Origin of the sequence: Defluviicoccus vanus (assembly GCF_014672695.1) — a bacterium.
Taxonomy (GTDB): Bacteria; Pseudomonadota; Alphaproteobacteria; order Rhodospirillales; family Defluviicoccaceae; genus Defluviicoccus; species Defluviicoccus vanus.
The window spans coordinates 3,180,863-3,193,944 of the sequence record NZ_CP053923.1; the positions used below are offsets into that span (position 1 = coordinate 3,180,863).

General features: G+C 61.9%; 9 protein-coding genes. 5 read left to right on the top strand and 4 right to left on the bottom strand.

What is annotated here, in order from left to right; translation table 11 throughout:
• Positions 1-14 precede the first annotated feature (14 nt).
• From HQ394_RS14445 to HQ394_RS14460, 4 genes are all read left to right on the top strand, one after another.
• Positions 15-272: a hypothetical protein gene (locus tag HQ394_RS14445; RefSeq protein ID WP_190260821.1), complete on the top strand. Its 258-nt coding sequence runs from the start codon at positions 15-17 to the stop codon at positions 270-272.
• 935 nt (positions 273-1,207) lie between these two features.
• Entirely contained in the window at positions 1,208-2,398 is a 1,191-nt protein-coding gene (locus HQ394_RS14450; protein ID WP_456151622.1) for a sialate O-acetylesterase, read from the top strand.
• Positions 2,399-3,054: 656 nt separating this feature from the next.
• Positions 3,055-4,248 carry a sialate O-acetylesterase gene (locus HQ394_RS14455; protein WP_456151623.1) on the top strand — a complete coding sequence of 398 codons (1,194 nt, stop codon included), beginning with the start codon at positions 3,055-3,057 and terminating at the stop codon, positions 4,246-4,248.
• Positions 4,249-4,896: 648 nt separating this feature from the next.
• Complete coding sequence (locus tag HQ394_RS14460) at positions 4,897-6,111, top strand: sialate O-acetylesterase (RefSeq protein WP_456151624.1); 1,215 nt, start codon at positions 4,897-4,899, stop codon at positions 6,109-6,111.
• A 44-nt stretch (positions 6,112-6,155) separates the two neighbouring features.
• Here HQ394_RS14460 and cbiQ read toward each other — a convergent pair whose 3' ends face one another.
• Both cbiQ and cbiM read right to left on the bottom strand, forming a co-directional pair.
• Positions 6,156-7,625 carry a cobalt ECF transporter T component CbiQ gene (cbiQ, locus tag HQ394_RS20825; protein ID WP_190260825.1) on the bottom strand — a complete coding sequence of 490 codons (1,470 nt, stop codon included), beginning with the start codon at positions 7,623-7,625 and terminating at the stop codon, positions 6,156-6,158.
• A 588-nt stretch (positions 7,626-8,213) separates the two neighbouring features.
• Complete coding sequence (gene cbiM / locus HQ394_RS20085) at positions 8,214-9,698, bottom strand: cobalt transporter CbiM (protein WP_223291608.1); 1,485 nt, start codon at positions 9,696-9,698, stop codon at positions 8,214-8,216.
• A gap of 185 nt (positions 9,699-9,883) precedes the next feature.
• Between cbiM and nikR the strand changes: the two genes are divergently transcribed.
• Positions 9,884-10,375, top strand: coding sequence for a nickel-responsive transcriptional regulator NikR (gene nikR, locus HQ394_RS14485; protein ID WP_190260828.1), 492 nt, complete (start codon positions 9,884-9,886; stop codon positions 10,373-10,375).
• A 100-nt stretch (positions 10,376-10,475) separates the two neighbouring features.
• On the opposite strand, the gene HQ394_RS14490 is transcribed toward nikR, so the two are convergent.
• Positions 10,476-11,699: a trypsin-like serine peptidase gene (locus HQ394_RS14490; RefSeq protein WP_190260829.1), complete on the bottom strand. Its 1,224-nt coding sequence runs from the start codon at positions 11,697-11,699 to the stop codon at positions 10,476-10,478.
• Positions 11,700-12,228: 529 nt separating this feature from the next.
• The gene (locus HQ394_RS14495) at positions 12,229-13,035 is read right to left on the bottom strand and encodes a prepilin peptidase (RefSeq protein WP_223291609.1); all 807 of its coding nucleotides are present in this window, start codon (positions 13,033-13,035) and stop codon (positions 12,229-12,231) included.
• Positions 13,036-13,082 lie beyond the last annotated feature (47 nt).

A 13,082-nucleotide genomic window follows, 5' to 3' on the forward strand; every position in this document is an offset into this window, starting at 1 on the left:
GAAGGATGCCGGGCGTGATGCAGATCAGCCTGGAATGTCTCCCGGTGGGGCGGCGACAACGGGCAGGGATCATCCTTGCCCTTACGGCCCTCGTTTTCCTCGCCGGTTGTGCGCAGGGTCCGGTGGCGGAAGAAATCGAAGCTGAGGCAAAAGCTGCCTGTGCGGCGCGTGGGTTCACCCCCGGCTCCGCCGACTTCGCCGCCTGCATGAACCCCGCGGAGGCGACGACGCTGCAGCGTGCTGCGGAAGGCTGGCAGCAGATGCAGGAGTAAGCGCGGGAACACCTCTCCTCCCCGCGCCGCGACTTCACCGGACATTTAAGCCTCAATCGTCGCTCCCTTGCTTGCTTTCGCAAGGCTGGGAAACGCTGTCTCAGGCCGTTTCGATTGGCCAATCCAGAGCGCCCCAGCAGTCTTCCCTCCGCGTCGAAAGAAAATCTTGCTATTGCCAACGAAAACGGCAGGCTGTGCTGATAACAACGCTTGCGCTGAAGTCGTGTACACGTAAGTGATTTGTACTTACAGGGGTATTAGACAATAACGGGAGGTGCAAGCGAACATGTAGGTTGCATGCCTCGCTCCCGTTATCATCCTTGTACTCCTCGCCATTGTTGTTTTACTTTATATCAAGGTGAGTTTGGCTGATGCAGGCTACTGCTTATCGCGCCAGATCGGCGCTCTTGTTTTGCTGGTTTTGCGGCACTGGTGCATCGACCTCAGCGTAGAGGTTTAATGACAAAGTCTCACGCGACGGGATGTAAAGCAATGTTCGTGGGCGCAAATCGGCTTAGAGTAATAGTAATGAGCGATATATGTAGGGTGTCCTGGAATAATATCGATAAATCGGCAGTGTTCGCGGTGGTTGTTGCGGGCATGCCATCAGCAGGTTCGAGGGGAACTCAATGATGGTTACGCTGTTGTCAAGGCTGGCTTTGGGATTTTTGCTGGCTGTAATCTACAATATAACGGCGTCTGCTGCGCAGGAGCCGGCCCTTGACTGTACTCAGGATTCGAGTCTCTTACACCACCCGATCTTCAATAGCAGTATGGTCTTGCAGCGCAACGCCATCATCCCTGTCTGGGGCTGCACCCAGCCGGGAAGCAAGGTAACGGTGATGATGGCTGGGCAGACGGTGAAGACCACTGCCACCGCCAATGGCTTCTGGAAACTGCGTCTGGCACCCATGCCGGCAGGCGGGCCGTATTCCATGGCGGTCACTGCCGCCACCAAGCGAACGATCTCCAATGTGTTCTTCGGCGACGTGTGGTTGTGCTCGGGACAATCGAACATGGAGATGGCTCTTTGGAAAGTGCTCAATGCGGACGAGGAAATGGCTGACAGCGTCAACTATCCGCAGATCCGTCTCTTCAAGGTGCCGCCGTTCACCGGCCTGCCGACGCCCAGCCAAACGTTTTCCGCCTCCGCGATCTGGCAAATCAGCAAATCCACCACGACGTACGGGTTCTCGGCCGCCTGCTACTTTTTCGCTCGCGACCTGTTCAACAGCACGGGAGTAGCGCAGGGCCTCATNCAAGCCGCCTACGGCGGATCGCAAATCGAGGATTGGATGAGCGCAGACTCGCTGGCCAACGATCCGGACTTTGCTGCCACCATTGCCGATATCGCCGCGGGGAGTATCCACAGGACACGTTCTACNCCGACATCGCTGTTCAATGGGATGATTTCGCCGCTGCTGCCCTTTGCCCTGCGCGGCATCGTTTGGTACCAGGGCGAAAGCAACGCGCTGCTTCCCGTCCAATACCGACGGTTGCTCCCCAACATGATCGCCGACTGGCGTCAGAAGTTCGGTCTTGGTCAGGGGCCATTCCTGATCGTGCAGTTGCCGAGGTACTCGACGCCGCAGACCCAGCCCTCGCAGGACTACGGCTGGGTAGGGATGCGAGAGGCACAGTTGCTGACGGCAAAGTCGGTAGCTGGCGTCGGCCTGGCGGTAACCGTCGACACCGGGCGGAGTGACACCGTCCATCCACCGGACAAGCAGGACGTGGGCGAGCGCATCGCCACCCTTGCTCGGGGCGTTGCCTACAATGAGGCTATCACTGCCGAGAGCCCGCTCTATGCAGGTATGGCCATCCAGGGATCGACGATCCGGATCTCCTTCCTCAATGCAGAGAACGGGCTGATGGTCGGCTACAAGGAACCGCTGCAACCCGTCGTTGCCGTGCCGAATGGCAGCCTGACCGGCTTTGCCATCGCTGGAGCCGATCGCAAGTTCGTCTGGGGTAACGCACTCATCGACGGATCAACAGTCGTGGTATCTGCGCCCGGAGTGTCGGCGCCGGTTGCCGTACGTTATGACTGGGCCACCAATCCCGCCGGCAACCTTTATGGAGTGGAGGGACTGCCGGCGTCGCCGTTCCGTACCGACGCTTGGTAGCGGACCGCTTCGTCGCCCGGCCGACCGCCGGCTCGGCATGGTCAGGGAGGTCCCGCCAAAGTCGGGATCGAGACCCTGCCGCACCGGCGGCGGCGAGCACCCAATCCAGCGACGATCCCTCGACGCAATAGGGGGCGCTTCTTGGCGGCTAATCCGGCGCTGGCACATAGGTATGTACATATCCACCCGCATTACGTGTTAAATACTATTATGCTTGATTAGCAAACAAGAATAAAATGATGGCAATGAAATTAGCGGTGTTCATGAGACGGTGGAGGAGCAACTCCGGCGGCGCGGCACTGTCCGCAGCGTTCAATGCAGCCATGCCACCAGTACATTCGAAGGATAGTGCAACCATGGTTACGCTATGGGCGCGACTAGCGCTAGTCCTGTTGCTTGCGACGATCTGCGGTGTGACGGGGGCGGCGGCGCAAGAGCCGCATCTCGACTGCGCTAAGCATCCGGGGCTTCTGCACCCGATCTTCTCCGATTATATGGTCCTGCAACGTAATGCCTCGGTACCGGTTTGGGGCTGCACCAAACCGGGAAGCAATGTAACGGTGACGATAGCGGGAAAGACGGTTCAGGCCACCGCGAACACCGGCGGCCTCTGGAAGCTGCGCTTGGCACCCATGCCGGAAGGTGGGCCGTATTCCATGGTGGTCACCGCCGCCACCTCGACACGGACACTTACCAATGTGCTTGTCGGTGACGTCTGGCTGTGCTCGGGGCAATCGAACATGGAACGGGCGCTCTGGAGAATGCTCAATGCGGACGCGGAAATTGCCGCTAGCAGCAACTATACGCGGGTCCGTCTTTTCAAGGTGCCGGTGTACAACGGCTCTTCGACACCCAACCAAATCTTTCACGCTGCCACGAGTTGGCTTATCAGCAACCCCGACAATGCGCAGAGTTTCTCTGCAGTCTGCACGTTCTTTGGCCGTCGACTTTACCAAAGCGGCGGAATTCCTCAGGGCCTCATTCAAGCCACCTACGGTGGCTCACGCATCGAGCATTGGATGAGTCAGCAAACCCTTGCGAATGATCCGGACTTTGCTGCCACCATTGCCGATATTGTTGACGGCAGGTACCCACAGGATACGTTTTATCCGACGTCGCTGTTCAATGGTATGATCTCACCGCTGCTGCCCTTCGCTCTGCGTGGCATCGTTTGGTACCAGGGCGAAAGCAACGTGGAACTTCCTGTCCAGTACCGGCGGCTGCTCAGCAATATGATTACCGATTGGCGCAGTCGACTGGGCATTGATGCGGCTCCGTTCCTGCTCGTGCAGTTGCCAAAGTACACGACGCTGCAGACGCAACCTTCCCAGGACTACGGCTGGGTTAGGTTACGTGAGGCGCAGCTGCAGATGGCAAAAACGCTGCCCGGCGTTGGCTTGGCGGTGACCATCGACACCGGGCGGAGCGACACCGTCCATCCACCGGACAAGAAGGATGTGGGCGACCGTCTCGCCGTCCTCGCCCGCGGTATCGCCTACCACGAGGCCGTCAGGGCCGAGGGGCCGCTTTACAAGAGCATGGCCATCCAGGGATCGACGATCCGGATCTCGTTCCTCAATGCGGAAAACGGCCTCATGGTCGGCAGCAAACAGCCGCTGCAACCTGTCGTCCGGCTACCCAACGCAAATCTGACCGGTTTTGCCATCGCCGGAGCCGATCGCAAGTTCGTCTGGGCCAACGCACGCATCGATGGTTCAACGGTGGTGGTGTCGTCGCCCAACATTGCCGCGCCGGTGGCGGTACGATACGACTGGGCTAACAATCCCATCGGCAACCTTTACCGCATGGTGGGCNNCCCCGCATCACCGTTCCGCACCGACTCCTGGTAGCCGGCCGACACCTGGTAGGCCGCCGGCTCGACATGGTTCGGGCCGGCGCCACCAAGGTTTGGATCGAAGCCCCTGCCGTATCGGTCAGGGAGAGCAGCTGAGCCAGCGGCAACGCCTTCGGCGCAGCAGTGGGGTGCGCGCGTCTGTTGGACTTGCTGTACCAGCGCTTCGATGCGGGTGCAGATATGTGGACACAAATTCCCGTATTACCTGCCGCCGAGCATTGATCTGGGGCATTAGGTTAAGATAGAATTATATCGGTCAAAATTAGCGTTTTGCGCGGGTCGTCGGGAAAGCGATCCCGACGGGAGGGCACTGTGCGCAGCGTTTGATGCGGACATGCCATGAGTCTATGCCAGGGGGCACTCGACGATGGTCGTACTAAGGGTGAAACTGGCGTTAGGCCTGATGCTTGCGGCGATCCTCGCTGCGGCGGGGGCGGCAGCGCAGGAGCCACGTCTTGACTGCGCCCGCCAGCCAGGACTGCTGCATCCGATCTTCACCGACAATATGGTCCTGCAGCGCAACGTCAGGGTCCCAGTCTGGGGTTGCACCCAGCCAGGACGTGCGGTAACGGTGACCGTTGCCGGGCAGACGGTACGCACCGCTGCCGACACCGGCGGCTTTTGGAAACTTCGTTTGGCGCCCATGCCGGCAGGCGGACCGTATAGCATAGTGGTCACCGCCGCCACGCGACGGACGCTCACCAACGTGCTCGTCGGAGACGTCTGGCTGTGTTCGGGTCAATCAAACATGGGACTGCCGGTCTCGGAGGCGCTCAATGCCAACCGGGAAATTGCTGACAGCGTCAATTACACGCGGGTCCGCCTTTTCAAGGTGCTGCCTTTCAAAGGATCGCCTAAACCCGCTCAAATATTTCACGCCGATACGGGATGGCTTGTCAGCAATCCAGCCAATACGCCGAAATTCTCCGCAGCCTGCTACTTNTTTGGCCGTAAATTGTACAACAACCGAAAGGTTCCTCAAGGTCTTATTCAAGCCAGTTATGGTGGCTCACGCATCGAGGATTGGATGAGCGCTACCTCACTGGCCAAAGATCCGGATTTTGCCGCCACCATTGCCGATATTGTTGACGGCAGGTACCCACAGAATACGTTTTATCCAACGTCGCTGTTTAATGGCATGATCTCGCCGCTGCTGCCCTTCGCTCTGCGCGGCGTCGTCTGGTACCAGGGCGAAAGCAACGTGGCCCTTCCTGTCCAATACCGACGGCTGCTCACTAACATGATCGCCGATTGGCGCAGCCGGTTTGGCATTGATACGAGCCCGTTTCTGATCGTGCAGTTGCCAAAGTACTCGACACCACAGACGCAACCTTCCCAGGACTACGGCTGGGTGGGGCTGCGTGAGGCGCAGCTGCAGACGGCAAAAACGCTGCCCGGCGTTGCCTTGGCGGTGACCATCGACACCGGGCGGAGTGACACCGTCCATCCGCCGGACAAGCAGGACGTGGGCGACCGCATCGCCACCCTTGCTCGGGGCGTTGCCTACAATGAGGCTATCACTGCCGAGAGCCCGCTCTATGCAGGTATGGCCATCCAGGGATCGACGATCCGGATCTCCTTCCTCAATGCGGAGAACGGCCTCATGGTCGGCCGCAAGCAACCGCTACAACCAGTCGTCCGGCTGCCCAACGCAAATCTGACCGGCTTTGCCATCGCCGGAGCCGATCGCAAGTTCGTCTGGGCCAACGCACGCATCGATGGCTCAACGGTGGTGGTGTCGTCGCCCTACGTTGGCGCACCGGTGGCGGTACGCTATGACTGGGCTAACAATCCCATCGGCAACCTTTACCGCATGGTGGGCNNCCCCGCATCACCGTTCCGCACCGACGCTTGGTAGCCGGCCGCTAGACCAAGCTTGCCAGCCTGGATACGGCGCACGTTTCAACGATCCGGCTGGGGATGGGCGTGCAGGCTTGCCTCCCCCAAGCTGCCGTTGTTGAGGATCACTGCGCGCCCTGCGAGACGTTGGACCAAGCGGGGATCGTGGGAGACGATCAGCATCGCCTGCGGCAGGCGTTGCAGCAGTGCCACCAAGCGGGCCTCCGCCTCGCTGTCCAGCCCGTTGGTGGGCTCATCCAGCAGCAGGACCTCCGGTTGCATCGCCAGCACGGCGGCGAGCGAGACGAGGCGCTTCTCGCCACCGGAGAGCTTGTGGGTAATCCGCGGCCCGAATCCATCGAGGCCGACGGCGTGGAGGGTGCGCTCGGCGATGGCCAGTGCCTCGCGCCGCCCCTTGCCGAGGTTGAGTGGCCCGAACGCCACATCTTCGATCACCGTCGGGCAGAACAGCTGATCGTCCGGGTCCTGGAACAGTAAACCGGCGCGGGCGCGTACCGGATGAAAATCCGCCTCGCGCCGTCGCTCCCGGCCGAACGCGGTGATGGTGCCGGCGAGCGGCTTGCGCAGGCCGACGAGGAGATGCAGCAGCGTCGTCTTGCCGGCGCCATTGGCGCCAACGATGGCTACTCGCTCGCCCGGATGCAGATCGAGATCAACACCGTCGAGTATGCGCCGGCCGCCGGGGTAGCCGAAGGCAACGTGGCGCAACGCCATCAGCGGCGCGGTCGACGTTGTCATCGCGTGTATTCTAGGGCGATCAGCAACAGCAACGCGGCAACGGTCGTGGCGGCGAACACCCGGTCNGCTAGGGCGGAGTGGTGCAGCCTCCACGGCATGAAACCGGCCGGTGAAGCCGCGGCATTTCATCGCCTCCAGGATCCGCTCCGAGCGCTCGCAGCCGCGGACCAGCAGCATGCCGAACAGATAGCCGATGCTTTGCCAGGTATGCATGCTGCAGGCGGCGCGGAATGCCCGCGCCCGCATTGCCTGGCGCAGCCGCGCATATTCGACCTGCAGTACGACGACGTAGCGGGCGGTCAACAGCAGCATTTGCGCCAGCTTTTCCGGCAGGCCAAGGCCGAGGAAGGCTTGGCCCAGCAGCACCGGCTCAATGGTGCCCACCAGCGCCAACAGTGCCAGCACCACGGTGTTGGCGGTGAGGACGATCCTTGCCGCCTGTTGCACGCCTTCCGCGCTCACCGGCCAGTAACCGATGCTGCCGATCGCGTCGCCCGGCACCGTAAATGGCAGCAACAGCAGGATGGGCAGCATGAAGGCATCCATGCCGAGCATCCGCCGCAGGGTGAGCTCCAGCGGTAGGCGGGCCAGCGCTGCCAGGGCAACGGCGAGAGCGAAGGCGAGGCCGAGGATGACGGCGCTGTGCAGGGCAACCGCGGTCAGCGCAAAGGCCCCGGCGGTGGCGACACGCACCCGGGCGTTAATCTGTTGCAGTGGGCCGAGCGGTGGCGCGGCATCGCCGCCACGCCAGTCGGTGGTAACGAGTTCGGTCATGCGTGCCGATCCTGTTGCCGACGGCGCAACCACATGGCCAGACCGGCAAGGCCGACGATGTAGCCAATGCCGCCGACGATGTCGCGTAGCCGCACCTGATCCTCGTAGGCATTGAGTTGTTCGCGCAGCGGCCGGATCTGCTGCGCCACCGCCTTGGTGATCAGATTCTCCAATGCGGCCTCGTCGGTGGCGGTGGCGACCATTGCTGCTCGTGGTGCCGGCGCAGCAGCCAACGTTGCGGCGGCGGTGCCGGCGCTGGTGGATGATGGCAGGGAGGGNNGGAGATCATCGGCGGCGACGATCGTCTGTGCCGAATGACCATCGCCGGTATCGACGCTGATCACGTGATCGGCCCGCCGCACCACGGTGAACCTGAACTTGCCGTCGGCGTCCGTCAGCAGCGGCGTCACGGNCGAGCCGTCGCCGATATCGATCCTGACTTTGGCGCCGGGAGCAGGCCCGCTACCGACGAAGTAGACGCTGCCTTCGATCTCGGCACCGACAGCGGTGGCGAAGACCTTGAGCTTGTGCGCGTACGCTGGAGAGGCGAACACCATCGCCAGCGCGAGCGTTGCCCAGGCCGCCAATCTAGCCATGGGAAGGTTCCTCAATGCCAAGCAGTTCAGGCTTCGTCTGGCGGAGGAGGAGGACCGTCGCCCCGGTTACCGCACCTTCCATCAGCGCCAGTGGGCCGTAGCTGACGAGGATGATGCCGAGGGCGGGGACGAATTCGCGTCCGCTCAAGGCGAGCGCGGCGCAAACGAACGCGGCGGTCAGCACGACGGCGCTGCCGCCAGCAACGGCACCAATAGCGAAGGCAGCGCGCGGCCGTGCCGCCCGCCGCAGCGTCGGACGCAGGGTTGCGGCGATCAGCAATGCCGGCAGCGCCATGTTGAAGACGTTGACGCCGAGGACGGTGAGACCGCCGAAACCGAAGAATACCGCCTGCAGCAGCAGGGCGACAAGGATCGCCGGCACCGCGGCCCAGCCGAGGACCAGCCCCATCAGACCGCCGAGCAGCGGGTGAACACTGGTGGGGCCGATCGGCAGGTGCACCAGCGAGGCAACGANAAATACCGACGCCAGCATTGCCACTTGCGGAATCCGATCGTAGTCAAGCCGCCTCAGGGCGATGCCAAGGAGGGCAGCCGAAGCGACGCTGCCGCCGATCAGCACAGGTGCCGAAAGCACGCCATCGGGAATGTGGGCCATGCGGCGCTTCTCAACCTTCAGCCCTGGCCGTGGCCCGGTCGGCCAACCGGGCGGNNCTAGCTGTTCGGCGGCAGGCGAACAGCGGATCATCGCATGTCCACCGCGCGCACCCACATCAGCCCGCCTAACTCGACCGGGACCTCCTTCCCCGCGGGNGTTTTTCATCTTCTTGTCGCCCTCGACCAGTGCGGCGAAACCCCACCAGCCGGCGCGTGGCATGGCGTAACTGAAGCTGCCGGCAGCGTCGGTCTTGATGACCTGGGTGACGAAGGGATCGGACGGTGGCTGCACCGTGCCGTCGTTCATCCATTCCACTTCGATCTCGGCGAAGGACACCGGCTTGCCGCCCTGCTCGACCACGCCGCGGAAGACGTTGCCGGTCCACAGGCCATAGGGGCGCACCAGCGGTCTGATCTCCAATGGCAGGCCGATCATTGCATCCCAGCCCTCGCCGGCGCCGAAACCATCCACCACCACCTTGGCGTAGTGAACGATCATTTTCTGCTCGCCCGGCTCCCAGTAGGGCCTGGGCTCGACAAAGAAAACGTAGTCACCCGGCGCCTTGACCACATAGGTTGCCTGCCAGGCCTGCTTGCCGTCGACAGTCTTTGACTGCAGGCTTGCGCTCAGGTCGGCGATGTTGCCGTCCGTCTTGACGGCGAAGCGCGTCGGCCGTTCCATCGCCATAACCGGCCCGCGCTGCATTGGATGGGTGAAGAGCAGATCGAGAGTGACCGGAACGGCCTTCTCGCCCTCGACGATATCCGTCGACGGCTGAATGACCTGGAAATGCGCGCTTGCCGTCTGCGTCAGGGCAACAAGCATCCCGCACACGGCGGCGCTGCATCGGACGATCCGCATCGCTCCCCTCTGCCCACTTAATCCCGCTTCTTGCGGTGGTTCGTCGTTATCGCGCCGCCGGCGTCACGCTAGGATAAGCGGATAGCATATCCGCCGGTATGACGAAACGCTCAATTCGTCATACGTGGTGATCGTGCACGCGTGCGCCGGATGCATCGGCGGCAGTCAGTTCGGGGAGGCATGGCATGCAGCGGATCACCATCTCGGTTGATGACGAGCTGCTGGAGCAGTTCGATACCCTTATCCGCCGTCGCGGCTACATCAATCGTTCGGAGGCGTTTCGTGACCTGCTTCGCGAACATATCGAACGCGAGCGGTTCGCCAGCGTGTCGGCGCCGTTNTGCGTCGGCTGCCTGACCTACGTCTACGATCATGGCGAGCGAGACCTGCCGCGCCGACTGGTGGAGGCGCAGCATGCCCATCACGACCTGCATGTCTCCACCCTGCATATGCATCTGGATCACCACAACTGCCTGGAGGCCGTCATCCTGCGTGGTGCCACCGTCGACGTGCAGGCCTTCGCCGATGCGGTGACGACGGAGCGTGGCGTGCGCCACGGCAATCTGTGGATGGTCCCGGTGGATTTGGATCTGGCGCACCACCACCATCACCATGGGGAGGCCGACAACGTGGGTGAAGAGGCGGTGCCGCATATGCACAGCCGGCCGAAGAGTTGATTGCCGGGGGCGGACGCGGACGACGAGGTAAGTGGGCCCCGTGCGTGGGGCCCATCGGCAGCGGTGTGCGGTGCAGGTAGAGGCGAGCGCAGCAGCCGGCTTACGACAGCAGCGAGCAGGATGCGGTACCGTGCAAGGAGCGCGAGAACTTGCAGGCGGCGTTATATAACTCTTTGAACTTGTTGACGTTATTTGGGCCGGACAAGGTCGATGCACCTTGGATCTTGAGACTGGTATCGATGTAGCCCCACGAGGTGGTGGCGAAAACGACGTTGCGCTTGGACCACAAGCCCAGCGACCCGGCGGTAGTGCTGGTGAGATCACCGAGGTTGGCGAAATGACCGCCACCGCTGGAGCCGCCCTGCATGCCGGAGCCGTAGACGTAATCCCGGCTGTCCGAGACCTCCAGGTGTTCGCCCTGGGTCATGTACTTGCCACTATAATAGTTGGCAGGATAGCCGAGCTGAGTCAGATACCAGTATTTTTGCAGGCAGTTCGTATAGCAGAAGCTGTTGTAGCCGGTGTAGGTGCCGAGTTCGTTGCTGGTCCCGCTGCGCTTGCGCAACACGAAAATGCCCACGTCATAGCCGGCATCGAGCGCACCCGTTTTGTACCAGCCGGCGGTGGTGTTCACCCAGGCGACCTGGGTCGTTCCATAGGGGGCGGTGCCGTTGGCATAGGCCGGGGTGAAGGTGGCGCTCTTGATCCACCCCGCGGCCTTGTTGCCGCCCTTGTGGACGCAGTGACCCGCCGTCACACCGATGGAGCGGCCGATGAGTTGGGCGGTGCAGCGGTAGGAGGCGCCATTGTAGGCAACAAAGCGCAGCCAGCCCACCGTCCGGTACGGGTAGTCGTCGTTTAATTCGGAGTCCAGCAGCCGATCCGTGTAGTGGTACACGGTGGCAACTTTGCCCTGACCATAGTCGAAGGGGGTAATGCCGCCGCCGATGGCATCACTGGCGGAAATCTCCGGCCCCTCAACACTGACGCTTTGCGTTGACTTGAGACCCATATTGCCGGCGCTGATCGCGGGCTCGGCCTCGGTGCTGATTGCAAGTGGGTCGATGAGGGTATGCGCCTCATACGGCAGGGCCGACAGTTGCGGCGTTGGATAAGGTTCGGTGTTTGCCAACAGCTTCGCGACTTCCTGCTGCGAAAGGCCGCCCGCGGCAGTGAGGGATTGACCGGCAGGGATGGTCGCGGCCTCGTTGCTGCTGACGCTGGTGTTGCTGCCCGGGCTCGTATCGGCGGCGTGGCCGAGGCTGGCCGCCGCGCATAACACGATCGCCGATACTGCGGCTAAGTAAAACGTACGAGCGTACATAGGTGTGACCTCATGAATATCGCGCACAGGCTGTAAGATACCTGGTGCTATTTCAGCATTTTATTTGCTAATTTGTCCAACTGAGCGTGCTGCAATTTCAGAGTTGTCGTTGAATGTGATACTATCAACCTGTGAGCGGCGTGCTAACATTAGATTAAGTTCCAATTGCGATGGTATTCGTGTTAAGATTGTGATCGTACACATATATGTATGTGTACGCCATGTCTCGCGGTCAGCTTTCCCCGTTGGCTCTGTAATAAGACGTAAAATACAACGCTCCCCGCAATCCGATAAACTAAAGTATTAATATGTGTAGCCAATAATATTATTGGCTCGCCATCCAGTGTAATCAGATAAGGCAAGAGGTCATTGGCGCGGTAAGAGGGTGCCGCTGCTGTTGGTCCAGAAACGGATTGGCCCACCGTCGCGGTAGACAGTGCGTGCGGTGATTTAGCGGTGGCGACCGGACCGGCTCGCGCAACCCCGGCGATGGTTCATCCAGTGCAACGCCAAGCTGCCTCGCCAGCGCTTAAGGCACGAGCGGTCCATAGAGCCAGACGAGCCACAAGCCAATGCAGAGGAAGGGACCGAAGGCGATCGGACGCTGGGTCTGCAGCCGTCGTTCATGAATGGCAAGGGCCAGCGTTGCCACAAGTGCCGCCATGGAGCCGATCAGCACCACCCCCACCAGTCCCTGCCAGGATACCCAGGCTCCGGCTGCCGCCAGCAGCTTCGCATCGCCAAGACCGAGGCCCTCTCGGCCACGCCAGCGAAAATAAATGGCGCGCAGTGCCGTCGGAACGAGGAAGCCGGCACAAGCACCGATGAGGTGATCGCTGAGGGGCAAAACACCGATCCATGCGGCAACGGCGAGACCGGCCGGGATCAGCGGTAGCGTCAGCGGATCGGGAAGCAGCAGATGGCGAGCATCGATCACAGCGAGTGCCAGCAGCGTCCAGCCGAGGCCGCAGCTCACCCAGAGCACCGGTGGCGGCACGCTGAGCGCTGCCCACAGCGCCACGAGGCCGGCCGCTATTTCGATCAGCGGATAGAACCATCCAAGCCGGGTTCCACAGGTCCGGCAGCGGCCGCGGAGCGCCAACCAGCTGACAATCGGCAGCAGGTCGAGAGCCGACAGGACCCGCCCGCATCCCGGGCAGCGGGAACGGTCGAAGATAACCGGCGCCCCGACCGGCAACCGCAGTACGAGGACGCCAAGGAAGCTACCCACCAGCGGTGCGAGCACCGCCGGCAGCCACCACACGCTCCACCACGCCGTCGAGGCGAGCGCCGCTTGCGTCGGCGGGTCGGCGAAGGCGCTGATCGTCATCGTCATCCTTTCGCCACCGTGGCCGGCGATCCACATTAAGGGAATGGTTCAGC

Excerpts from the sequence above, each read along its gene's own strand:
- HQ394_RS14495 (WP_223291609.1), bottom strand. The coding sequence starts at position 13,035 with ATGACGATGACGATCAGCGCCTTCGCCGACCCGCCGACGCAAGCGGCG.
- HQ394_RS14490 (WP_190260829.1), bottom strand. The coding sequence starts at position 11,699 with ATGTACGCTCGTACGTTTTACTTAGCCGCAGTATCGGCGATCGTGTTA.